We start from the raw sequence: 24,845 nt of genomic DNA, 5'->3' as shown, positions 1-24,845 counted from the left end.
ACCATCCCCCTCACCATCGCCCCCGATTGAAAGAAGAGACTCGTGGACTCCATCCAGGAAAAGGTTCTGCGCGAGGTTGCTGCCCGCGACATTCGCTTTATTCGCCTGTGGTTTACAGATGTCGCTGGTGTCTTGAAGTCTGTAGCAATTGACCCGGGCGAGTTGGAAGATGCCTTCGCTGAAGGTATCGGTTTCGACGGTTCTGTGATTGAAGGCATGACCCGCGTGCACGAGTCCGACATGTTGTTGCGTCCGGATGCTTCGACATTCCAGATGTTGCCGTGGCGAGGGGAAGAAGATCCCGTTGCTCGAATGTTCTGCGACGTGTTGACCCCCGATGGTCAGGCTGCACGTAGTGACCCTCGCGGCGTGTTGGAACGCGTTGTTGAACGAGCCCAAGAGCGCGGCTTCACTGTGATGGTTCACCCTGAGATTGAGTTCTATCTGCTCCAACAGCCGATCAGTGTCGACAACTTGAAGCCTGTTGATTCTGCGGGGTATTTCGATCATGTTGCGCGTGGGCATTCGAATGATTTCCGTCGTCGCGCGGTTCGTATGCTCGAAGATATGGGCATTGCGGTCGAGTTCTCTCACCACGAAGGTGGCCCCGGTCAAAACGAAATCGACCTGCGTGCAGTCGATGCGGTGAGTGCTGCCGACAACATCATGACCGCTCGAACCGTCATCGAAGAGGTCGCGTTGCGCGAGAACCTTGCCGCACTGTTTATGCCCAAGCCCTTTATTGACCATCCGGGTTCGGGTATGCATACGCACCTTTCACTGCTCGAAGGTGAAGAAAATGCCTTCTACGATCCGTCAGGTGACTATCAGCTGTCACGCACGGGGCGCCACTTCATTGCGGGGCTCTTGGAACATGCTCGCGAGATCGCTGCTGTCACCAATCAGCACGTGAACTCCTATAAGCGCCTCTGGGGTGGGGGCGAGGCTCCGTCTTACGTGTGCTGGGGTCATAACAATCGCTCCGCGTTGATTCGAGTCCCGCTGTACAAGCCTGAAAAGCGTACGGCAGCACGCATTGAGTACCGTGCCTTGGATCCGGCTGCGAACCCGTATCTTGCACTCGCCGTTCTGATCACTGCAGGTCTTGACGGCATTGAACGTCGCCTCGAACTTGTCCCCGAAGCTGAGGACAATGTTTGGGATCTGACGGATCGCGAACGTCAGGTGATGGGGATCGAGGCTCTGCCGACGTCATTGGCTTCCGCGGTTCGTTTGATGCGCGAATCTGACTTGGTTGCCGGTGCTCTTGGTGAAGAGGTCTTCGACTACGTTGTGCGCAACAAGGAAAAGGAATGGCGTGAGTACCGCCAGCAGGTGACGCCTCAGGAGATTCGCCAGTTCCTCAAGGTCTACTGATGGAGGTTGTCCCGAAGGACCTCCGCGGTAGCGGTTTCTTGGATCCGGTGCGAGCAGCGTCATTTTTGGCTGACCTACCCGGCGAGCTAGGCGAGTGGCTACCGCTGTTCAACGCCTGCGCCGATCCAGATTCCGCGCTGGTAACCTGCCTGCGTTTTCACGAGGCCGCCCCTACTCAATTAGCCACAATCGCTGAACGCGGGGGCAATGGGCTTCGGCGCTTGGTCGCGGTTTTTGGTGCATCTTCCTGGTGGGGCGACTACCTGATTGCTGACCCTTCACGCATTGATGGCTTGCTTGTTGAACCCGATGAACCGTTGACGGAGCTCCTTCACGCAGTGGGGGCTGATCCAGCGTCGCAGATGCCCGTTGCGGGTCCCGGCTACAACGGCGACGATGTGCGTCGTGCGTATCGCAGAGTTTTGTTGGACCTCGTTGCTGACGATGCTACGCACCCGAACCCGCCCGATTATATGCCGGAAGTCGGTGTGCGCCTTGCGGTGCTTGCTGACGCTGCACTCGAAGCTGCCCTCGCACTGGCACGACGAGATATTGATCCGCAGGGTAATGCTCGTCTTTCGATTATTGCGATGGGAAAAACAGGCGCTCAAGAACTTAACTACATTTCCGACGTTGACGTGATGTACGTTGTTGCCCCGGCTGAGGGTGTTGATGAGCGTAGTGCCATCGAACTGGGTACGCGCATGGCAGCGCTTTCGGCTCAGGTATGTTCGGGGCCGGGTAATGAACAGCCACTCTGGAGCGTGGATGCGAATCTGCGTCCCGAAGGGCGTCATGGCGCGCTTGTGCGAACACTTGACTCGTTCACACAGTATTGGGATAAGTGGGCTGAAACGTGGGAGTTCCAGGCTCTTCTTAAAGCTCGCCCGGCAGCTGGCGATATGGAGCTTGGTCAGGCCTTTTTCCGTGTTGCTTCTCCGTACATTTGGAATGCTACGGGGCGTGATGGCTTTGTTGAAAATGCTCGAGCAATGCGACGTCGCGTTGAAAACACGATTCCCCGTCGTGAAGCTGACCGTGAACTGAAGCTCGGGCGAGGTGGCCTGCGTGATGTCGAGTTCACCGTGCAGCTGTTGCAACTGGTCCACGGTCGTACCGATGATTCGCTTCACGCCAGATCAACGTTGGATGCGCTGTCTCGCCTTAGCGACGGTGGTTATGTGGCGCGTAGCGATGCTCAAGAATTGCGTGAATGCTACTGCTTCCTGCGTGCTGTTGAACACCGTATTCAGCTTCAACGCATGCGTCGCACCCACCTGATCCCTACGTCAGCGAACGAACTTCGAGCGGTGGGCAGGGGAGTTGATCTTGAGCATTGTGGTAGTTCCGAGGCTCTGGCGAAGGAACTGAAACGCATTCGAGATCGTGTTCGAATGCTCCATGAGGACGTGTTCTATCGTCCGATTGTTCAGGCAACTGCGGGCCTTAGCCCAGATGAAGCTACGTTGGACTCCGATGGTGCTCAGGCTCGTCTTCAAGCCATCGGCTATCGCGATCCCCGAGGAGCTCTTGCCCACATCACGGCCCTCTCGCAGGGCACAAGCAGGCGTGCGAAGATCCAGCGTCATCTTCTGCCCGTTTTTATTTCGTGGCTTTCCAACGGTGCAGATCCAGACCTTGGCTTGCTGAACTTTAGAGCTCTATCGGAGCAAATCGGTGATTCTCACTGGTATTTGGCTCTCCTGCGTGATTCCGGAGTTGCCGCATCCAGGCTCTGCGAGATGCTGCCGAACTCGAAGTGGATCGCTGAGGCTCTGTCACATCGCCCCGAAGCAGTCGCCTGGCTGGATCTTGATAAAGACCTCGCCCCTCGTGAAGCTGAGGTTTTGAAAGTCGAGGCGGCCTCGTTGATTGACCGCCACGCAGATTCGGATAAGGCCGCATATCGCGTGCGAGCCATGCGTTCGCGTGAACTTACTCGTGCTGCGATGAGCGATTTGGTGACTGGAATCGGAGCCAGGCGGCAGACAATCTCCGATGCTACGGACGCAGCAGTTGTCGGCGCATTAGCGATTGCAACACGCGAAGAAGAACTCAAGAACGGTCACCGCGTCGACGTTGGGTTCGTGGCGATGGGACGTTACGGTGGGCGTGAATCAAACTATGCCTCCGACGCTGATGTCATGGCTTTTCATCGCGCGACCAATGGCGTGAGCGAGAGCGACGCTGTGAACGCTGCAACGACAATCATCAACCGCGTGAAAGCATTGCTGGGGACGGTCACAGCGCAGATGAGTGTCAGCGTTGACCTAGACCTACGTCCAGAAGGACGCAACGGACCGATGTCCAGAACCGTCGAATCGTACGCGGAGTATTACGACAAGTGGGCATCGACCTGGGAACGCCAAGCGCTCCTTCGGGCGCGCGTATTCGCCGGCCCCGATGATCTGATGCGTTCGATGGGGGAGTTAATCGACCGCGTGCGCTATGGCAGCGCGATTGACGAGGCCCAGATCAGAGACATTCGTCTGCTCAAAGCAAGAATGGAAAGCGAACGCCTGCCTCGTGGCATCGAACCCACGCGTCACGTGAAATTGGGGCCGGGTGGCCTGTCAGACGTCGAATGGATTGTTCAGCTTCTTCAGCTGAAACATGCTCATGCCGATGACTCTTTACGCACCTCGTCAACGATTGATGCTCTGCGCGCATTAACTCGTTCGGGATGGATTGCTCCTCATGATGCGAAGACGTTGGAAAATGCGTGGAGCCTCGCATCACAAATCCGGGCGGCGAACGTGCTGACAACCGGGCGAATGTCGGGAGTTAAACTCGATACCGTTCCCAGAGACTCGAAGGACCTTATCCCGCTGGCACGCGTTCTTGGATATGGTGCGGCAAGCGAGTGTGAGCTGGAAGAAGAATGGCTTCGTCGATCGCGCAAAGCACGCGCATTGATGGATACCTACTTCTGGAACTGAATACTGCCTTGCACACCAAGGCACGAAGAAGAAACGGAAACACAGTTGTGAAAATCGTCCTCGTGCGTCACGGACAGACCTACGCCAATGAAGCGCACGCTCTTGACACCTCTAGGCCTGGACTACCGCTAACCGCCGATGGGTTGGCTCAAGCCACCGATCTTGCTTCGCGCTGGGAATCTGAAGTCGGGCAGGCTCCAACAGTGGTTGCTGTTTCACCTCTTTTTCGCACTCGCCAAACCTGCGCACCCCTATGCGCTAAGTATGCCCTGACTCCGCTGGTGAGACCAGGAATTCGTGAATTACGCTCAGGTGACGTTGAGATGAACGCTGACCCGTTCTCAGACTCCGTTTACGTTGAAGGAACGGGAAACTGGTCGCACGGTGCAACTCACATTCGTATGTCTGGCGCTGAAACGGGGGAGGACGCGCTTGCCCGTGCGTTGCCCGTTATCGCCGAAGTGGCTGGCCTCGTACTTGAGGAAGATCCGGACGGCGTGGGTGTGATCGTCGCTCATGGAGCCCTACTGCGCCTGCTGGCATCGACGCTTGCGCACAACATCTCCGGCACTCTTGTGATGACTCACTTCATGTCGAATACGGGAACCGTCATCTTGCAGTGGCCCACCGAACGATTCGGCACCTCCGTTCCTCACAACCCCGACGATCTGCGAGGTGCCTTCACTGGTCTGACGTGGAATAACCGTCCAGTTGATCAGTGGGATCTAGAGGATTGATCTCAAAGGGGAAACCCCGGTATCGCATGTAATCGGACAGAAATTCGCGGTGTTCATTGCATGACAGCCACGTCTTGGAATCCGCCCACGGGATTTTCGGGTTTGACCAGGTGATGATCCACACCGCCTGCGCATTACACTCGCGTGCCTGACACACACCGTCAGCGCGGCCTCGTCCCAATGCCATTGAACCTCCTCGATCCCTCACACTGTAATCTTTTCACATGAGTCAATGCACGCTGATCCTTGTTCGCCACTCTGACCCGGAGTATTTCGCGCTGTCGGATCACTCGCGACCGTTGACCGATCTTGGTCTCCGTCGGGCGCACGAGCTTGGCATCAAACTGCAAGCCGAAGTTGGAGACATCGAACTAGGGGTCAGTTCAACAGCAGTGCGCGCATGGCAGACCTTCGACGAGATCGCGAAGAACCTGCCAATGAGGACCACGTACAAGGATCGTTCAATCTACGATGCAGGGGCAGAGTCACTCATCGAAACGATTAACTCCCTGCCTGGAGAATCCGCACTGATTGTCGGACATCAGCCAACAATCGGCCATGTTGGATACCTGATCGGAGACGATAGTGCGAAAGCCGATCTTGGCACTGGCGTCGGTAAAGCGACTGCTCTGATCATTCAAAGCGAAGGAAGTTTCGCTGATTTTCGTCCCGGCGCGAACCTGCCAGTACGGATTGTCACCGTCCCACGCGTGCTGTAATCGCAGAGTTCAAGGCTGACGGGCATTGGCATCGAACGTTTACTGTGTCCCATAGCCCACCTTTGAAGACGCTGACCTTTTACTAATCCCGCTAAGATATACGGGTACGCAATCCACCCTTCAAGGGAGCAGTAATGTCGGGACACTCTAAATGGGCGACCACCAAGCACAAGAAGGCCGCCATTGACGCGAAGCGCGGAAAGCTCTTCGCTCGTCTGATCAAGAATATTGAAGTTGCAGCACGCACCGGCGGCGGCGATCCCGCAGGTAACCCGACCCTGTATGACGCCATCCAGAAGGCAAAGAAGAATTCCGTTCCCGCTGACAACATCGATCGTGCTGTCAAGCGTGGCTCCGGTGCAGAAGCCGGTGGCGCGAACTACGAAACCATCATGTACGAAGGCTACGGCCCGAACGGCGTTGCATTCCTCGTCGAATGTCTGACCGACAACCGTAACCGTGCAGCTTCCGACGTCCGCCTTGGCTTTACCCGTCAGGGAGGCTCGCTGGCGGACCCGGGTTCGGTTTCCTACCTCTTCTCCCGTCGTGGCATTGTCGAGGTGGGCGCAGCAGACGGCGTTGACGAGGACACGATCATGGAAGCCGTTCTGGATGCGGGTGCTGAAGAAGTGACCGACACCGGTGATGGATTCGTCATCGAATCCGCAGCCTCCGATGTTGTCGAGGTCCGTAAGGCGCTCCAGTCAGCAGGTATCGATTACGATTCCGCTGAAGTTCAATTCGTCGCATCGACCGACGTTGAGGTCGACTTTGAAGGCGCACTGAAGGTTCAGAAACTGATCGACGCTCTGGAAGAATCTGACGACGTTCAGAACATCTACAACAACATGACGTACTCGGATGAGGTCCGCGCGCAGCTGGAAGAAGGGGAGTGACGATGGCTGAGTTCACGTCGACTCGCGAAGTTGGTACCCCGCAGGTTAAGCGCGGTATGGCTCAGATGCTCAAGGGTGGCGTCATCATGGACGTCGTTACTCCAGAGCAAGCAAAGATCGCCGAAGATGCGGGCGCAGTTGCCGTCATGGCGCTCGAGCGCGTTCCTGCGGACATTCGCGCACAGGGTGGCGTTGCCCGTATGTCTGACCCGGATCTGATCGATGGCATCATCAACGCTGTCTCCATCCCGGTCATGGCAAAGGCTCGCATCGGCCATTTCGTTGAAGCTCAGGTTCTGCAGTCCCTCGGCGTCGACTACATCGACGAATCTGAGGTTCTCACCCCGGCCGATTACACCAACCACATCGACAAGTGGAACTTCACCGTTCCCTTTGTCTGCGGTGCAACCAACCTGGGTGAGGCACTCCGTCGCATCACCGAAGGTGCAGCAATGATTCGCTCCAAGGGTGAAGCTGGTACCGGCGACGTTTCCAACGCGACGACGCACATGCGTAAGATCCGCGACCAGATCCGTCACCTCACCTCGCTTCCCGAAGATGAGCTCTACGTTGCCGCCAAGGAACTCCAGGCTCCCTACGAGCTGGTCGCCGAGGTCGCTCGCGAAGGTAAGCTTCCTGTCGTTCTGTTCACCGCCGGTGGCATTGCTACCCCGGCGGACGCTGCAATGATGATGCAGCTCGGTGCTGAGGGTGTTTTCGTTGGATCCGGTATCTTCAAGTCCGGTGATCCGGCGAAGCGTGCAGCTGCCATCGTTAAGGCAACCACCTTCTACGATGATCCGTCCGTTATTGCTGAGGTTTCGCGTGGCCTTGGTGAAGCAATGGTCGGTATCAACGTTGACGACCTTCCGGTTTCTCACCGTCTTGCGGAGCGCGGATGGTGACGATCGGCGTTCTCGCCCTTCAGGGTGACGTTGACGAACATGTGCGGGCGCTAGAGAATTCTGGCGCCCGCGCCGTTAAGGTGCGTCGCCCCTGCGAATTGGCGAAAGTGGATGGTCTGATCATCCCCGGTGGCGAGTCAACGACCATGTCGAATCTGTTGGCCTCCTTCGACATGTTTGAACCTCTGAAAGACCGTCTTGATGCTGGACTTCCCGCGTGGGGCACATGCGCTGGCATGATCATGCTCTCGTCTACGATCCTTGATGGTCGCGATGATCAGAAGTGCTTCGCCACCCTCGACATGGTTGTTCGACGTAATGCCTTTGGGCGTCAGGTTGATTCCTACGAAGAAGACCTCGTGATTGACGGCATCGAAGGCGACGATTTCCGCGCTGTCTTTATCCGCGCACCGTGGGTTGAGTCCGTTGGCGACACCGTGTCTGTGATTGCGCGCGCCGGAAACGCTGAAGATGGTCCGATCGTGGCCGTACGTCAAGGTAACGTCATGGCAACCAGCTTCCACCCCGAGGTGGGTGGCGATGACCGCCTGCATGAACTGTTCGTTTCAATGGTGGAGAACCGCTGACCCATGCGAGTCATGGGAATTGACCCCGGCATTACACGATGCGGTTTGGGTGTTGTTGACGTTGATGAGTCAAGGCGTGCCACGCTCGTGTATGTCGGGGTTGCTCGTTCTAACAAAGACATTGCGACGCATTTTAGGCTTCGGACGATTGCAGATGCGATTGATAGTGTGATCGCGCAGTATCAGCCTGAAGTTGTGGCGATTGAGCGAGTCTTCGCCCAAGACAACTTGCAGTCAGTGACGACGACGATGCAGGTCATGGGTGCTGCCATGACGTGCGTGGCGCGTGCTGGTCTGCCGATGGCGGTTCATACCCCGTCAGAAGTGAAGTCTGCTGTTTCTGGAAACGGCAATGCGGATAAAGCGCAGGTTCAGGCGATGGTGTCGCGTATTCTTCGCTTGTCGAAGCCTCCGAAGCCCGCGGATGCTGCAGATGCGCTTGCAATCGCAATTTGTCATGCGTGGCGGGGGACAGGTCTGCTGGGTGTTGGCGACGATTCGTCAGTTTCTGTTTCTATCTCTGGTCGCTTGACTTCCAAAGGGTCGATGACACCCGCGCAACGTGCGTGGGCGGAAGCTCAAGCTGCGCAACGCCGGACAGGTGCTGTTGATCCGCGACTGCGTCGCAAGTAAAATAGAACAGGTGTTCGCATTGGGTGTGGGCGCTATCGATCCAATACAGGAGAACAATTGATCGCACAGTTGAGTGGAACAGTGGCCTCAGTTGGCGTGGATTCAATTGTCGTGGTTGTCTCCGGCGTTGGTTTCGATGTGAAGGTCGTGCCCACATACGCTCAGCAGGTGCGCGTCGGTGACGAGCTCACTGTTGCAACATCGCTTATTGTTCGCGAGGATTCCCTGACACTCATGGGCTTTGAAACGGCTGATCAGCGTGATGTATTCACCATCTTGCAGACCGTGTCCGGTATTGGACCTCGTATTGCCCTTGGTGCGCTTGGCGTTCTTAGCCCCGATGATCTTCGTCGTGCCGTTCGCGATCATGATCTTTCAACCCTGGGCAAGATCCCCGGTGTTGGAAAGAAATCAGCGCAACGCATGGTGTTGGAGCTAGGGGAGAAACTCGGTCAGCCCGCACATCTTGGAAAGGTGGGAACCGGAGCCGCACCCGCCATGGGCGCTGTCGAAGAAGATGTTGTGGCAGCTTTGGTTTCGATGGGATGGAAGCAATCCCAGGCACAAGCGGCAATCGATACGCTGGGTGGACAGGGCTTGGGGGCGTCTGATTTGCTCCGTGCCGCTTTGCTGAAGTTGGGAGGCTCTCGTGGCTGATTCTTTCGATTCTCCCGCAGAGGCAATGCGTATTGTTGCTCCTGATGCCGGTGAGCTTGAACGTGCTGCAGAAGCAGCTCTGCGTCCCAAGCGCCTCACTGAATTCGTCGGACAAGAAACTGTTCGTGAACAGCTTCAGCTTGTTCTCGATGCGGCACGTGGCCGTGGCGTGAGCCCCGACCATGTTCTTCTTGCCGGTCCTCCCGGGTTGGGTAAGACCACTTTGGCAATGATTATTGCCGCCGAAATGGGGACATCGCTCCGCCTGACCTCCGGTCCGGCAATCCAGCATTCGGGTGACCTTGCTGCGATCCTTTCAGGGCTTCAAGAAGGCGACATTCTTTTTATTGACGAAATCCACCGTCTTGCTCGCACCGCAGAAGAAATGCTGTATCTGGCAATGGAAGACTTCCGCGTCGACGTTGTCGTGGGTAAGGGGCCCGGCGCAACCTCGATTCCGCTGACGCTTCCGCCTTTTACCGTTGTCGGTGCGACTACGCGCACGGGCCTGCTACCGGCTCCTCTGCGTGACCGTTTCGGTTTTACCGCTCATCTTGAGTTCTACGAGACACACGAACTTGAAGCAGTCGTCACGCGTTCCGCTGACCTTCTTGGCGCCCCCTTGGACGCTCAGGCGGCTCACGAAATCGCCTCCCGTTCAAGAGGCACCCCGCGTATTGCCAATCGCCTTCTTCGTCGCGTCGTCGACTATGCCCAAGTACGTGGAAGCGGCGCTTTGGATCTTGAAGCTGCCCAGGGCGCACTCACCCTGTTCGAGGTTGATCGCTACGGTCTCGATCGTCTTGACAGAGCAGTACTCGACGCAGTCTGTCAGCGTTTTGCTGGGGGACCGGTTGGATTGACCACTCTTGCGGTCACGGTAGGTGAAGAAGCAGAGACGGTCGAAACCGTCGCTGAGCCCTACTTGGTTCGTGAAGGATTCCTTGTCAGAACCAACCGAGGACGTGCCGCCACGCCCAAAGCTTTCCAACATTTGGGGCTGACACCGCCCGCCGAATCTATGCTGTTTAGCTGAATCACAGTGTTATTCGCCTGATTTGACCGCCTTTTTCGCTAAGAGAGCCTTCTTCGCATTAGACTGACCAGGGTGCGCTCTACGCGCGTTCATGACTAGAAAGAGGCAATCCGTGGGTAACTTCCTCCAGGGCGGCAACATGACCTTTATCCTACTTGCGCTCATCCTGATCGCGATGATGTGGTACTCAAGCCGTGGTCGCAAGAAGATGGCTGAGCGTCAGGCTCAAATGGAACGAGATATGAACGAGAAACTCGTTCCCGGTGCTTGGGTGAAGACCGCTGTTGGATTCTGGGGTCGCTTTGTCGATCAGGACGGCGACATCGTCGTACTCGAGACGATTGATGGTACAGAGATGTACTGGGATCGTCAGATGATCCGTTCCGTTGGGGACGAACCGCCTTTCGCTTCAGATGAGCCCGCTGTCGAACTGGCCGAAGAAGAACAGCAAGAACCGATTCTTGGCCTTGATGATCCCGCTACGGATGATGCATCGACCGACGAAAAGAACTGAGTATCCCGAGCTAGGGACTGGGAGTAGTTAAAAGTGTCTACACGTAAACGCCGACCTGTGCGTTCACTTGTCACCCTCATTGTTGCAATGGTGGTGGCAGCGGCCGGACTGGTGATTGGCAACGTCACCAAGGGGACCTCGTTGGTTCCCTCGCTCGCCCTCGATCTTCAGGGTGGCACCCAACTGATCTTGACTCCGAAGTCGACCGAAGAAGGCGACCGAGCGATCACTGAAGACGACATCACGCAGGCGATTTCAATTATTCGTAATCGTATTGATGCCTCCGGTGTCGCCGAATCAGAGATCACTTCGATGGGCTCGGACAACATTGTTGTTTCAATTCCAGGTACGCCTTCACAGGAAACTCTCGACCTGATTCGTTCGTCCTCGCAGATGAACTTCCGACCTGTTCTCCGTATCGGTCTGGCTTCCCAGAAAGTTGCGACCTCCTCAACCGCCGAGGTTTCAGACAAAGATTCTGCACAGTCAGCTCAGTCTGCTGATAAAACTCAATCAGCGACAGAACAGGCCTCGGCTGATGGCGCCCAGTCAGCAGACGATGCTCAGTCGGTTCAGCAGGTGTCGACCGCACTGGATGAAGAATCCGCGATGAAAGTTGCTGATCTGAATCAAGACGGTGTTCTCTCAGACCAGCCGAATTCGACTCCTGCTAATGGAACGGATCTTGCATGGATCACAGAGCAGGTTCTCTACGACTTCTCCGTGCTTGACTGCACCAACTCCGAAGCTCGCCAGCAGACCGAAGGTGCTGCAGACAAGCCCTACGCTGCCTGCGATAGCGATGGTCAGCTGAAGTACATCCTTGGTCCGGTTTCGGTTGCCGGTTCGAACCTTTCGAACGCAACTGCCGGCCAAGTCACCAACTCGACCGGTCAGGCAACCGGCGCGTGGGGTGTCGACCTGCAGTTCGATTCTGAAGGTACGAAGGCATTCGCAGATTCTTCCGAACTGCTCTACTCCTACAAGGATTCTGACGCCGAAGGAAAGAGCTTCTTCGACTCGCCGGATCGCAACCACTTTGCCGTTGTTCTTGACGGTTCGGTGATTACTGCTCCTTCAATGAATGCTGTCATCTCTGATGGTCGTGCTCAGATCACCGGTAACTTCACCGCAAAGTCAGCCACCGCGCTGGCAAACCAGCTCAGCTTCGGTTCGCTTCCTCTGAACTTTGAAGTTGAGTCCGAACAGCGTATTTCCGCCACACTGGGTTCTGATCACCTGCAGAAGGGCATGTTGGCTGGCGCCATCGGCTTCCTGCTGGTCATCCTGTACCTGATCTGGCAATACCGTGGTCTGGCGCTTATTTCTGCCGGTTCGCTATTTGTTGCAGCAGCACTCACCTACATCGTGATCGCGCTTCTGTCGGCGACGATGGGATATCGTTTGTCGCTCGCAGGCGTTGCAGGCTTGATTATGGCGGTCGGCGTCACCGCTGACTCGTTCATCGTCTACTTCGAACGCGTGCGTGACGAGGTCCGTGACGGTCGCCCGCTTGCTGCCGCAGTCGACGAAGGCTGGGATCGCGCTAAGCGCACGATCCTCGTCTCCGATGCCGTGAACCTGGTTGCAGCTATCGTCCTCTACCTGCTGGCAGTCGGTGGCGTGCAGGGCTTCGCGTTCACTCTCGGTGTGACAACCGTGATCGATATTGCTGTCATCTTCCTGTTCACTCACCCGATGATGGAACTGCTGATTCGTACCAAATTCTTCGGCGAGGGACATCGTCTTTCCGGTCTTGATCCCGAGCACCTCGGTGCAAAGAACTCGCTGATTTACGCCGGTCGTGGCCGTGTTGTTATGCCGAAGCAAAAGCAGGGCAAGGGTGCGACGGCTCAGCCTGTGACTGAAGGCAAAGGGATGAGCCTTGCTCAGCGTCGTCGCGCGCAGCGTCTTGCTGAAGCTGAAGCTGAAGCGCAAGTGGAAGAAGCTCGCGCATCTGCGGATAGTGAAGCGACGAAGGCTGAGGGTAGCGCAGTCGATGGTGAGGCTGCCGAGCAGAAAGGGGACGCGAAATGATGTCGTTCGCCCAGTGGGGTAATGCTCTGTACTCGGGGGATAAGTCCTACCCGGTTGTCCCTAAGCGCAAGGTTTTTGTTGGTCTTGCTGCAGCCTTGATTGGCGTTGCTTTTGTTCTTTCAGCAGCCATCGGCCTCAATGCTTCCATTGAGTTCACAGGCGGTGCGCAGTTTGATGTGACCCGAGTCAGCGATCAGTCTGAGGAAAAGGCCTCGGATATCGTGACTGGCACCGGAATTGTTTCCACCGCGAAGGTGACGAAGGTTGGTACGGATTCTGTTCGTATTCAGACTGAATCTGTTGATTCGCAGCAGGCGGCGACGATTCGTGATGCGTTGACCAGCGCGTACGGTGTTGATCCGGCCGATGTTCAGTCGTCAACGATCGGCCCGTCCTGGGGTGCTTCGGTGACTTCGAAGGCTACTCAGTCGCTTGTCATCTTCATGTTGCTCGTCGCGATCTTGATGACCCTGTACTTCAGGTCATGGACTATGGCGCTGGCCGCTCTGCTGGCACTTGTCCACGATATTGCCCTCACGCTTGGTGTTTTTGTTATCACCCAGGTTGAGGTTTCGCCTGCAACGGTCATCGGCTTCCTGACGATTCTTGGTTACTCTCTGTACGACACGGTCGTTGTATTCGACAAGGTCCGTGAGTTGACGAAGGGCATCTACGACCAGAAGCGTTTCACTTTTGCCGAATATGTGAACTTAGCCGTCAACCAGACCATGGTTCGTTCGATTAACACGTCGGTTGTTGCATTGCTTCCGGTCGGTTCGATTCTGATTATCGGTGCTTTGCTTCTTGGTACTGGTACTCTGACCGATATTTCGCTGGCGCTGTTCGTCGGTATGATAGCCGGCACCTACTCGTCGATCTTCATTGCGTCCCCGCTTCTTGTTCTGCTTCAAGAGCGTTTGAAGAAGACGAAGGCGCACACGGAGTCGGTCGAAAAGGATCGTGCGCGTCATGTGGCTGTGGGTAAGGGTGACGAGGGTGCCTCCACTGTGAAGGTTGCTCCTGTTCGTCCGGGGCAGCGCCTCTCGAATGCTCACCAGCCGAAGAGGAAGAAAGAGCATCGATGAGTGGTGAACTTGGCGCGCATATCGGTGAACTTGTTGACTCGAATCTCGGTCTTGTTCAAGATTTCCCGGAGCCCGGTGTTCTGTTTCGCGATATCACTCCGCTGATTGCAAACGGTCCGGCGTTTAAAGAGCTCATTGAGATGCTCGCCGAGCGCTATAAGGGGAGTGTCGACGCAATTGCAGGTCTGGAGTCGCGTGGCTTCATTCTTGGAGCGCCACTTGCCGCTGAACTCGGTGTCGGTATGCTGACCATCCGTAAAGCAGGCAAGCTTCCCGGTCACGTTATCGGTGTCGACTATGACCTTGAATACGGTAGCGCTCGCATGGAGATCCGACCCGAGTCGGTGACTCCAGGGTCGCGTGTGCTGGTCATCGATGACGTTCTTGCAACAGGAGGCACTGCTGCTGCGTCGGTTGATCTGCTCCGTCAGTGCGGAGCACACGTGAGCACCGTTGCTGTTCTTCTGGAGCTTGAGGCTTTCGACGGGCGCGAAAAGCTTGCCGAACATGATGTCGTCACCGAATCAGCATTGGTAGTCTGACCTGCGGTTCCTCGTTTAGTTGCGGTCAAATATGTTTGACACGTCACAGGTGCGTATCATAGGAGCATGACTGACCAGGCTAACTCCGCTCACTCAAAACCAGGCGTGGCCGGATCTCGTGTGAGGTCCGGCCTCGTATGGTTTGGCGCACGCACGCGCCCGACGATTCCTGAGATCGAACCGTTGGTTCGAGCACTGCGTGCGAACCATCCGAAAGCCGATGTGAGCATGATCGAGCGTGCCTATCGCACGGCCGAATTGCATCACCGGGGGCAGGTTCGTAAATCGGGTGAGCCGTATATTACTCACCCAGTTGCGGTGGCAACGATTCTTGCTGAAATGGGTATGACTACCCCGACACTGGTGGCTGCTCTTCTGCATGACACGGTTGAAGATACGGACTACACGGTTGAAGAGCTAGCAGCGGAATATGGTGAGCCGATTGCGGCGCTCGTTGACGGTGTGACGAAGCTGGACAAGGTGCGCTACGGCGAATTTGCTCAATCTGAAACACTGCGCAAGATGCTTGTTGCGATGAGCCGCGATATTCGAGTTCTTCTCATTAAGCTTGCTGACCGTCTTCATAATGCGCGCACGTGGCGTTTCGTCCCCCCGTCGTCAGCGAAGAACAAGGCGCGAGAAACGCTTGAGATTTATGCGCCTCTTGCTCATCGTCTGGGCATGAACATGGTGAAGTGGGAACTCGAAGAGCTCTCCTTTAAGACTCTGTACCCTCAGATTTATGAAGAGATCGATCGCTTGGTTGCAGAGCGGGCTCCCCAGCGCGATGTGTATCTGCGAGATGTGATTGGTCAGATTGAAGAGGATCTTCGTCGTTCAGGGACGAAGGGCACTGTCTCTGGTCGCCCCAAGAACCATTATTCGATCTATCAGAAGATGATCGTCCGTGGTAAAGCATTCGATGAGATCTTCGATCTGGTGGCCGTTCGTGTCCTCGTAGAGTCAGTGAAGGATTGCTACGGCGTTCTGGGTTCTTTGCATGCTCGGTGGAATCCGATTCCTGGGCGTTTCAAGGACTATATCGCTATGCCGAAGTTCAATCTGTACCAGTCGTTGCACACGACGGTAATTGGACCCGGTGGTAAGCCTGTCGAAATCCAGATTCGTACTTTTGAAATGCACGAGCGTGCCGAACACGGTGTTGCCGCGCACTGGAAGTACAAGCAGAATCCGAATGCGACTGGCGTCGATACAGATCGAATGAGCAACGATGAACAAGCCAACTGGCTTCGCTCCCTTGTCGAGATGGAACGTGAAACGGGTGACCCTGAAGAGTTCCTCGATTCTTTGCGCTATGAGATCGCCGGCGACGAAGTTTATGTTTTTACGCCGAAGGGGCAAGTTGTTGTTCTGCCAGCGCATGCCACACCTGTTGATTTCGCCTATGCGGTGCACACTGAGGTTGGGCACCATACGGTTGGTGCGAAAGTGAATGGGCGCCTCGTTTCGCTTGATACTCAGCTTGAGTCTGGCGAAACGGTTGAGGTTGTGACCTCGAAGTCCGACAAGGCTGGTCCGTCACGCGACTGGCTTGCTTTTGTGGCATCTCCGCGTGCGCGTTCGAAAATTAAATCGTGGTTCTCTAAAGAACGTCGCGAAGAAGCGATTGAAGAGGGCAAGGAAGCGCTTGCGAAGGCAATGCGTAAGCAGAATCTTCCTCTTCAACGCTTGATGAGTCATGAGACGATCCTGTCGGTGGCAACGTCGTTGGGCTATTCCGATGTGTCCAGCCTGTATGCGGCTGTCGGTGAGAGCCAGGTTTCGCCTCAGAACGTTGTGTCAAAACTTGTCGAGAATCTGGGTGGAGGAGACGGCACCGAAGAAACTCTGTCCGAAGGAGTGACTCCGGGTGCAACTCGGATTCGCACTCAATCGGGTTCGTCCGATGCGGGTATCACCGTTGCCGGTATGGAGTCCAAAGATATTTGGGTGAAGCTGGCAAAGTGCTGTACCCCGGTTCCGGGCGATGATGTTGTTGGTTTTATTACTCGCGGTCAGGGCGTGTCCGTCCACATTGCTTCGTGCCATAACGCTGTTCGACTGAAGGAATTGCAACCTGAGCGCTTTGTCGACGTTTCTTGGGCACGGGGAGTCAGCGGACAGGTGTTCCGTGTTCAGATCCAGGTCAAGGCTTTGGATCGTGCGGGATTGCTGTCGGATCTGACGAAGGTGATGTCGGACTATCGCGTCAACATTGTGTCTGCGTCAACGAAGACGACGTCCGATCAGGTTTCGCTTGCTCGATTCTCGTTTGAGTTGGCAGATATGGCGCATTTGAATGCGGTTCTTTCCGCTCTGCGTCGCGTCGACGGGGTGTTCGAGGCCGTTCGCGTGTGACATCTCTGCGCGTTAAAGGACGGGACAATCGGGCAAAACAGCCGTAATCGTCCATGTCGTAAACGCCAGTTTATGAAATGGGGGCCAAGGACGTAGACTGACAGGGGTGCACCACATCGGTGCACTGAGAACCACGCTCCGTGGAGACTCTTCCACGCATCGGCGCATAGCGCCCTCGCCATGAAAGGCAATGATTGTGACAACGACGCCGACCCCCAAGCCTGCTCCCTCTTCTGACGAGCAGAACATCACCCCTTCGGCTCCGGCCAAGGAAACTCCCGTGTCCGCGTCGAGTACGCCACTCACTCACGAGTTCGGTCGTATCGATGAAAACGGCACCGTTTACGTTGTCGATAACGGCACTGAGCGTGTTATTGGTGGCTACCCCGAAGGTGTGCCTGCAGAGCCTTTCGCCCTTTACGAGCGTCGTTTTGCGGATATTGAGGCAACCGTCAAGCTGTTCGAACATCGCCTTGCAACCTTGGCTCCCAAGGATATTGATCTGACTCTTGCGACGATCACCGAAGCTCTTGAATCTCCGAATGCTCTGGGTAACCTTGCTGCGTTGCGCGAACGTGTTGAGAGCGTGAAGGTGCGCGCTGAAGAGCGTAAGGAAGTAGCAAAGATTGAACGCCAAGCTGCTCGTGAGGAAGCTTTGAAAGCTCGTAGGGCAGTCGTTGAGGCTGCTGAAGCCATCATCGCTCAGGCTCCTGAGCGTATTCACTGGAAGCAGTCTGGTCAGAAGCTCCGTGATCTGCTCGACGAATGGAAGTCGTTGCAGCGCAAGGGACCGCGCATCGAAAAGGCTGTTGAAGATGAGCTCTGGAAGCGTTTCTCTTCGGCGCGTACTCAGTTTGATCGTCAGCGTCGCCAGTATTTCTCTGCTCTCGATCAGGCACAGTCTGAGGCGAAGCGAGTGAAGGAAGCCATTATCGCCGAGGCTGAAGCTTTGCAGACCTCGACCGATTGGGGCGCCACTTCGGGTGCATACCGTGAGCTGATGAATCGTTGGAAGGCGGCTCCTCGCGCATCCCGTAAGGAAGATGATGCTCTGTGGGCACGTTTCCGTGCGGCACAGCAGGTCTTCTTCGACGCACGTCGCGCGAAGGACGAGGCCACCGATTCTGAGTACCGCGAAAATCTTGCTGCCAAGGAAGCACTTGCCGACGAAGCAGAGAAGATCCTGCCTGTGGAGGATCTTGAAGCTGCGAAGACCGCCCTGCGTTCGGTTCAGGATCGCTGGGAAGAAATTGGTCGAGTTCCTTCCTCTGACTTGCATCGCATTGAAGGTCGTCTGCGTGCGGTTGAATCTGCAATCCGCGAGGCAGAAGAAAACGAATGGCGTCGTACCAACCCTGAAACACGTGCACGTGCTCAGGGTATGCTCGGCCAGCTCGAGGCTCAGGTTGAGTCCCTCGAATCGGATCTTAGCGTTGCCAAGGCGAAGGGCGACGAAAAGAAGGTCAAGTCCCTTACTGAGGCTCTGGAGACAAAGCGCACCTGGCTTGCTCAGATTCGCGCCTCTATGGAGTGATCAGTGAAAATCACTGTTATTCCAACGCCGTACTACGCAGCCAACTGCGTGGTGCTGGTTGCCGATGGCGAGCCGGCGGCGCTGGTCGTCGATCCGTCAGCGGGAGTGCAGGATAAGATTCGCGAGGTCTTGGTCGCGTCTCAGGCTCATGTCGGAGCTGTTCTTGCAACTCACGGTCATCCTGATCATGTCTGGGATTGTGCCGAGGTTGCCTCGTGGGCGCCTGAGACTCCTGCCCCTACGTGGATCCCGGCTCCTGATCGATACCGAATGAATGATCCGGCATCGCATATTCCGATGCCCGTGCCCCCGAGCATCGGCCCGTGGGTGAAGCCCACCGATCTGCGCGATTTTCCGGGTGGTAGCGTTGAGGTGCTTCCCGGTATCTGGATGAAGATGGTTCCAGCTCCAGGTCACTCTGAAGGTTCTGCCGTGTTTATCGGTCACTGTGATATTGAGGTTGAGATGAAGGGACAGACTGTCTTCTCGTCTTCAACCCCGGTTCCATGGGCTCTATCTGCTGATGTGCTTTTTGCTGGTTCGGTCGGTCGTACGGATCTTGCCGGTGGCGATGAGACTCAGATGCGCCATTCGCTACGCACTATTTCACATGCTTTGGATCCTGCAACCCTCTTGATCCCGGGGCACGGTCCAACGACGGTTTTGTCGCATGAGATTGAGACAAATCCGTATTTGAGGCGGGCTCGCACACTCGGCTGATACCTATCAAGAACTAACGGTGGCCTTGGGGATTCCCAAGGCCACCGTGTTTTTCGGCTAGCGGTTTTTTAATGTCTGCAGGGCTCGACCTTAACGGGGATCAGAGCCCGAATATCGTTGCCCGTTTTAGGCAATACGCCTAGGCGTGGAACAATAGAGCCATGGCACGTACATCTCTTTCCGGTTTCCCCGAATGGCTCCCTGAAGGTCGAATCATCGAACAATATGTTCTTGACCATATTCGTCAGGTCTTTGAGTTGCATGGTTTCTCTGGGATTGAGACTCGTGCGGTTGAAACGCTTGAGCAGCTTGAGGCAAAGGGGGAGACCTCGAAAGAGGTTTATGTCCTTGACCGCCTGCAAGCGATGAAGGATGCCGAAGCTGGTCGTCATTCGTCTAAGGAACGCAAGATGGGTCTGCACTTTGACCTGACGGTTCCTTTTGCTCGGTACGTCATCGAGAATGCGAACGAGCTTGATTTCCCATTCAAGCGCTACCAGATCCAGAAGGTCTGGCGTGGTGAGCGCCCGCAGGAAGGACGTTTCCGTGAGTTCACTCAAGCTGACATCGATGTTGTTGGCAACGGTGATCTTCCCTTCCACTTCGAGGTCGATCTTCCTCTTGTGATGGCCGAAGCTCTTGCAACGCTTCCGATCCCGACAGTGCACGTGCTCGTGAACAACCGCAAGGTCGTTCAGGGCGTGTGCGAATCTCTCGGTGTTACCGACGTTGAGGCTGCATTGCGTGGCCTCGACAAACTGGACAAGATTGGTCCCGAGGGCGTTACCGCAGAACTCGCATGCTCGAATATCAATGGCGAGCAGGCCGAGAAGCTTCTCAAGATGGCCCAGATCCGTAGCAATGATCCCGATGAGATCCGTTCTAGAATTGCTGGACTCGGTTGCGAAGGCGAGCTTCTTGCCGAAGGCTTGAATCAGCTGTGTGCGCTCCTCGAGGAAGCTCATCGTCGTATGCCCGGCGCTGTCATCGCTGATCTGAAGATCGCGCGCGGCCTGGATTACTACACCGGCTCCGTTTACGAATCGGTGATTGAAGGCCACGAGGACCTCGGCTCCATTTGCTCCGGTGGGCGTTACGATTCGCTGGCAAAGGATGGGAAACGCACCTACCCGGGCGTTGGTCTCTCGATTGGCGTCTCGCGTCTGGTTTCCCGCATGATTTCAGCACCGATGGTTCAAGCTACCCGAAAGGTTCCTGCCGCGGTCGTTGTTGCTGTCATCGACGAGACAGATCGCGCTCGCTCGGAAGATATCGCAATGCAGTTGCGTAGCCGTGGAATTAGCACCGATGTTGCACCGAGCGCGGCCAAGTTCGGCAAGCAGATTAAGTTCGCTGATAAACGAGGTATCCCATTCGTCTGGTTCCCGGGAATGGAAGGTGAAGCCGACACGGTCAAAGACATTCGAAGTGGAGAACAAATCGAAGCTGACGCTTCGACGTGGACTCCGTCTGCTCAGGACTTGAAGCCGCGTGTCATCTCGGTCGGAGCGTGATTGTCGAAACGGGTCGTAGCTGATGCTTTGGGGGCGGTGAGTGATCTCACCGCCCCCAAAGCATCGTTTCGTGAAGGAGCAACGTAGGCTTGTTTGAGCGATGAGGCGCGCCTTGAATGAAAGTGATGGGCACCGCTAAGCGGTGGATGTTGTGGGATGAGGTTGCGCCGAAGGCCCCACAGTGGCCCGGCTTGATAGAAATCAGCCTCGAATGAAACACACAATCCGATAGGAATACTGTGCCTGAAAAACAGGAAATGAACCTCAACACCTTCGACGAATTGAACGAACCTGCCGAAACGACTGGCGCCGTTGAAGAGCTTCCGGCCGAAGAAAACGACACCCTGGACTTAGAATCCGGCCTCGTCGATGATGAACTCGAGAACGCCGAAGATGGTGGCGAACGTGAAGACGACGAAGAAGAGCCTTCCATCACCTTTGCTGACCTTGGTCTTCCCAATGAGATCCTCGATGCTGTCACCCAGATGGGGTTTGTGACACCGACTCCAATTCAGGAAAAGGCGATCCCGTCCCTGCTCGAATTGAATGACGTTGTCGGTATTGCCCAGACCGGTACCGGTAAGACCGCCGCTTTCGGTCTGCCTATGCTCGCGATCGTGGATGCCGATGAGAAGCTCGTCCAGTCCCTCGTGCTTGCTCCAACCCGCGAACTTGCCATGCAGTCCGCGCAGGCCATTGAGGATTTCGCAGCCCGTACACGTGGCCTTGATGTTGTTTCCGTCTACGGTGGTTCACCCTATGGCCCGCAGATCAACGCTCTGAAGAAGGGGGCGCAGGTTGTCGTCGGCACCCCTGGGCGTGTCATCGACCTTATTGAAAAAGGTGCGCTAGATCTGTCCGGCGTGCGCATGCTCGTCCTCGACGAGGCCGACGAAATGCTGCGCATGGGCTTCGCTGAAGACGTCGAAACGATTACCTCGTCCGTGCCTAAAGACCGCCTGACCGCACTGTTTTCCGCCACGATGCCCCAGGCGATTGAACGCATTGCGAACACTCACCTGAATAACCCCGTGAAGATCGCTGTCTCGGAAGAATCTTCGACTGTTGACACGATCCACCAGACCTACGCTGTCGTGCCGTTCAAGCACAAGATCGGCGCATTGTCTCGCGTGCTCGCGACGCGTGCCCAGCACATCGCTGCCGGCCAGGAAGACGCCGATGCTGCGATTGTGTTCGTGCGTACCCGCGCCGACGTTGAAGAGGTTTCCCTCGAAATGTCAGCACGAGGTTTCCGCGCAGCCGGTATCTCCGGTGACGTCGCGCAGACTGAGCGTGAACGCATGGTTGCACGTCTGCGTGCCGGCACGCTCGACGTGCTGATCGCAACCGACGTTGCGGCCCGTGGCCTCGACGTTGAGCGCATCTCCCTCGTCGTGAACTTCGATGTTCCCCGTGAACCGGAAGCCTACGTGCACCGCATCGGTCGTACCGGTCGCGCCGGTCGCGAAGGTCGCTCGCTTACTTTCTTTACTCCACGTGAACACGGTCGCCTGCGTCGCATCGAGAAGCTGACCGGCACGCCGATGGAAGAGATCCAGATTCCGTCGCCCGCAGCAGTCTCTGAGTTCCGTTCGCGTCGCATGCTCGAAGGTCTCAACGCTCGCATCGAACGCGGTCGTCTTGAAATGTACAAGAACCTGCTGACCGAGGTTCAAGAAACGTCTGAAACCGACATTATGGACATCGCTGCCGCGCTCATGGCGAACGCTGTTGGTGACGAGGGTCCGGCTTTGCGCGTTGAAAAGGATCGCCGTGGCAAGGGCAAGATCCGTAACGAAGAAGAAATCGACGAGTCCGGAGAATTCGTTGGTGCTTCATTCGAGGGCGGTCGTGATAAGGATCGTCCGCTGAAGCCAGGCCACCAACGCGGTCGTGGTCGCAAGGCATCCTTTGGTGTCGGTACCCGATACCGCGTTGAGGTTGGCAAGAAAGACCGCGTGAAGCCCGGTTCGATTGTCGGAGCGATTGCTGGTGAAGGTGGCGTTGACGGCCGCGACATTGGCAATATTGAAATCTTCCCGACCTTCTCGCTGGTCGAAATCTCCGGCGACCTGACCGACGATCAGTTGCGCCGCATCGGCAAGGGCTACGTTCAGGGCCGTCCGCTACGCATTCGCGTGGACCAGGGCCCCGGTAAGGGCGGGCACCGCTCTGACCGCGAACGTAGCTTCGACAAGGCTAAGAAGTTCGATCGTTCGGGACGCCCCGAACGCGACCGTGGCGAACGTGAATATGCGCGTCGTTACGAACGCGATGACAAGCCACGTCGTGCGCACAAGGACCGCAACGACCGCTTTGATCATCATGCGCACCACGAGTCGTCCGACCGTCGCTCATCGCTACGTGCCGCGAAGCGTTCCGGCTCTTCTGATCGTTTTCGCGCGAGTGGCCGTGGCAAGTCCTCCGATCGTTTCGACCGCGGTGGCAAGTCAGGTTCAAAGGGCACGAGGTCCTTTGGTTCTCACCGTCACTCACGCTGAATGTAGCGGTGGCGCGATCTGACACAGGGGGTTGACGAGGCCCAGAACGAAGCGCTTAAACGCAAAGGGATGGCGGATGAAATCATCTGCCATCCCTTTGGTGTATCTGCCTACGGGCTCGTGATGAGCCTCGTCAAACGGCGAAATAACTACGAAGCCGAAGGGGCATCGCCACCCTTGATTCGCAATGATGCGACAAGAGCGACCACGGTGACGATCAGGGTGATAACGGGGGAGGCCAAGTAGGAGAGGGGCCCTACTGGCATGACCAGCGCGAAGAGAGCGAAGGCAATCGACACTAACGCGAGTTCGATTGATGCACCCGCGGCGTCGGCGACCTGAAGCCACGATGCAACTTTACCGTGCTCCGAAGTATCGGTAAGCCCCAGTGTCAGCACTGAGAGTGTCGAGTGCATGAGTCCCGTGCCAAACCCGGCAACAAACCAGCCGACGAGCGCCGGCCACACGGGCCACGACGCAATCACAAGGAACAGAATCGGGACAAGACCAAACGTCAGCAGAGCCATGCCAATCGCGGGCAACTGCATGCGACGGTCGGGGTCGTGGACTCGAGCTTGGTAAGTCGCACCGGCAGACCACGAGATCGTACCGATGGTGACAGCGAGAGCGGCATGATCTGCATCCCACATGTGAACGCGTTGCAAGACAAGTGGCAGGAATGCCGACGCACCGGCCTGAGCGCCCATGGCAAGCAGGCGCGTCATAATCGCCGCGGGCATCCCACGCTTCAAACGCATCGCGCCCTTGGGGAGAAGCTGGGGGAGAGCCCAGCCGGTGAGCACAAGCCCCACAATGATCAAAATGATCAGTTCAATGCCACCGAGAGCCCCCGACAGCTGAAGCATCAGAACACCGGTGCCCGCGACCACAGCGAGCAATCCCAAGTGCTTCAGATTCTTCACCGGGTGCGTTGTGGACGAACCGAGCTGGCGAAGAACAGAAATCAGGGGAAGAACGGCAAGAAGAGCCAAGAACGGAACCGCCCAAAAGACCGGGCGCCAGCCGAAGTACTGCGCGACATACCCAGCAATCGCGGGACCAACGAGGCCCGGCAGAACCCATGACAGAGAGAACGCGGCGAAGAAGAAAGGTCGATGATGAACGTGGGCAATCGAACCAATGAAGACATACAGCGGAACAATAATGAGTCCGCCACCCAAGCCCTGGATCAGACGACCGACAACGAAAATCGCAATGTGAGGAGCGAACGCTGACGTGAGCAGACCGGCGACAAAACAGGTAAAGCCTGCAAGAAGAACCGTCCGAGGCCCTTTTGAATCCGCCAGCGCTCCTGCGATGACGGTCGCGCTGAGCTGAGCTGCGAGAGCTGCGCCAGAAGCGACTGAGAACCACGCTTCGGAATCCAGATCCGCAACGACATTCGGCATGATCGTTGTTGTGGCAAGCCCCTCAAACGCTGCAAGCGTAATCAAAAGAACTGAGCCTACGAGCAAAGAAATCTCAATAGGTTGCCATTTGAGGCGTGTGGAATCTTCAGCAGTCACCTGCGAATCTTCCCACTCCTAGAGCCCC

The 24,845-nt window shown here is 56.3% G+C and carries 20 protein-coding genes; 19 read left to right on the top strand and 1 reads right to left on the bottom strand.

What is annotated here, in order from left to right; genetic code table 11:
• The first annotated feature begins 42 nt into the window (after positions 1-42).
• The 19 genes from QP503_RS05475 to QP503_RS05380 all read left to right on the top strand — a co-directional run bounded on the left by QP503_RS05475 (position 43) and on the right by QP503_RS05380 (position 23,291).
• On the top strand, positions 43-1,377 hold the full coding sequence (locus QP503_RS05475) for a glutamine synthetase family protein (protein WP_103632571.1): 1,335 nt from the start codon (positions 43-45) through the stop codon (positions 1,375-1,377).
• Positions 1,377-4,316 (top strand): bifunctional [glutamine synthetase] adenylyltransferase/[glutamine synthetase]-adenylyl-L-tyrosine phosphorylase, encoded by a 2,940-nt coding sequence (locus tag QP503_RS05470; RefSeq protein ID WP_219585155.1) that lies wholly within the window; start codon positions 1,377-1,379, stop codon positions 4,314-4,316. The genes QP503_RS05475 and QP503_RS05470 overlap by 1 nt, the downstream gene beginning before the upstream one ends.
• A gap of 47 nt (positions 4,317-4,363) precedes the next feature.
• Complete coding sequence (locus tag QP503_RS05465; protein WP_103632573.1) at positions 4,364-5,053, top strand: histidine phosphatase family protein; 690 nt, start codon at positions 4,364-4,366, stop codon at positions 5,051-5,053.
• Between the two features lie 224 nt (positions 5,054-5,277).
• Complete coding sequence (locus QP503_RS05455) at positions 5,278-5,772, top strand: SixA phosphatase family protein (protein WP_103632575.1); 495 nt, start codon at positions 5,278-5,280, stop codon at positions 5,770-5,772.
• Positions 5,773-5,906: 134 nt separating this feature from the next.
• The gene (locus tag QP503_RS05450; protein ID WP_219585154.1) at positions 5,907-6,668 is read left to right on the top strand and encodes a YebC/PmpR family DNA-binding transcriptional regulator; all 762 of its coding nucleotides are present in this window, start codon (positions 5,907-5,909) and stop codon (positions 6,666-6,668) included.
• Positions 6,669-6,670: 2 nt separating this feature from the next.
• A complete protein-coding gene (gene pdxS / locus QP503_RS05445) occupies positions 6,671-7,573 on the top strand; it encodes a pyridoxal 5'-phosphate synthase lyase subunit PdxS (protein ID WP_219585153.1) in 903 nt (300 codons plus the stop codon).
• The gene (gene pdxT, locus QP503_RS05440; protein WP_006681108.1) at positions 7,567-8,160 is read left to right on the top strand and encodes a pyridoxal 5'-phosphate synthase glutaminase subunit PdxT; all 594 of its coding nucleotides are present in this window, start codon (positions 7,567-7,569) and stop codon (positions 8,158-8,160) included. The genes pdxS and pdxT overlap by 7 nt, the downstream gene beginning before the upstream one ends.
• Positions 8,161-8,163: 3 nt before the next feature.
• On the top strand, positions 8,164-8,793 hold the full coding sequence (gene ruvC / locus QP503_RS05435; RefSeq protein ID WP_006681107.1) for a crossover junction endodeoxyribonuclease RuvC: 630 nt from the start codon (positions 8,164-8,166) through the stop codon (positions 8,791-8,793).
• Between the two features lie 57 nt (positions 8,794-8,850).
• The gene (ruvA, locus tag QP503_RS05430; RefSeq protein WP_285084241.1) at positions 8,851-9,450 is read left to right on the top strand and encodes a Holliday junction branch migration protein RuvA; all 600 of its coding nucleotides are present in this window, start codon (positions 8,851-8,853) and stop codon (positions 9,448-9,450) included.
• 25 nt (positions 9,451-9,475) lie between these two features.
• Positions 9,476-10,486, top strand: coding sequence for a Holliday junction branch migration DNA helicase RuvB (gene ruvB / locus QP503_RS05425; RefSeq protein WP_131367652.1), 1,011 nt, complete (start codon positions 9,476-9,478; stop codon positions 10,484-10,486).
• Positions 10,487-10,625: 139 nt separating this feature from the next.
• A complete protein-coding gene (gene yajC / locus QP503_RS05420) occupies positions 10,626-11,000 on the top strand; it encodes a preprotein translocase subunit YajC (RefSeq protein ID WP_285101388.1) in 375 nt (124 codons plus the stop codon).
• A gap of 33 nt (positions 11,001-11,033) precedes the next feature.
• Positions 11,034-13,037, top strand: a complete 2,004-nt coding sequence (secD, locus tag QP503_RS05415) for a protein translocase subunit SecD (RefSeq protein ID WP_285101386.1) — start codon at positions 11,034-11,036, stop codon at positions 13,035-13,037.
• Positions 13,034-14,122 (top strand): protein translocase subunit SecF, encoded by a 1,089-nt coding sequence (gene secF, locus QP503_RS05410; protein ID WP_103632580.1) that lies wholly within the window; start codon positions 13,034-13,036, stop codon positions 14,120-14,122. The genes secD and secF overlap by 4 nt, the downstream gene beginning before the upstream one ends.
• On the top strand, positions 14,119-14,664 hold the full coding sequence (locus tag QP503_RS05405; RefSeq protein WP_103632581.1) for an adenine phosphoribosyltransferase: 546 nt from the start codon (positions 14,119-14,121) through the stop codon (positions 14,662-14,664). Before secF ends, QP503_RS05405 begins: the two co-directional genes overlap by 4 nt.
• Before the next feature lie 66 nt (positions 14,665-14,730).
• Entirely contained in the window at positions 14,731-17,022 is a 2,292-nt protein-coding gene (locus tag QP503_RS05400) for a RelA/SpoT family protein (protein ID WP_006681100.1), read from the top strand.
• 196 nt (positions 17,023-17,218) lie between these two features.
• Positions 17,219-18,556, top strand: coding sequence for a DUF349 domain-containing protein (locus tag QP503_RS05395; protein ID WP_103632582.1), 1,338 nt, complete (start codon positions 17,219-17,221; stop codon positions 18,554-18,556).
• Between the two features lie 3 nt (positions 18,557-18,559).
• The gene (locus QP503_RS05390; RefSeq protein WP_103632583.1) at positions 18,560-19,276 is read left to right on the top strand and encodes an MBL fold metallo-hydrolase; all 717 of its coding nucleotides are present in this window, start codon (positions 18,560-18,562) and stop codon (positions 19,274-19,276) included.
• A 161-nt stretch (positions 19,277-19,437) separates the two neighbouring features.
• Complete coding sequence (hisS, locus tag QP503_RS05385; RefSeq protein ID WP_006681097.1) at positions 19,438-20,790, top strand: histidine--tRNA ligase; 1,353 nt, start codon at positions 19,438-19,440, stop codon at positions 20,788-20,790.
• Positions 20,791-21,029: 239 nt separating this feature from the next.
• Positions 21,030-23,291 (top strand): DEAD/DEAH box helicase, encoded by a 2,262-nt coding sequence (locus QP503_RS05380; protein WP_219810929.1) that lies wholly within the window; start codon positions 21,030-21,032, stop codon positions 23,289-23,291.
• 149 nt (positions 23,292-23,440) lie between these two features.
• On the opposite strand, the gene QP503_RS05375 is transcribed toward QP503_RS05380, so the two are convergent.
• The gene (locus QP503_RS05375; RefSeq protein WP_285084242.1) at positions 23,441-24,817 is read right to left on the bottom strand and encodes an MFS transporter; all 1,377 of its coding nucleotides are present in this window, start codon (positions 24,815-24,817) and stop codon (positions 23,441-23,443) included.
• Positions 24,818-24,845 lie beyond the last annotated feature (28 nt).

The sequence above is a fragment of the Pauljensenia sp. UMB0895 genome (genome assembly GCF_030218905.1).
GTDB lineage: Bacteria > Actinomycetota > Actinomycetes > Actinomycetales > Actinomycetaceae > Pauljensenia > Pauljensenia turicensis_A.
This window is presented reverse-complemented; position numbering and strand designations above follow the sequence as displayed.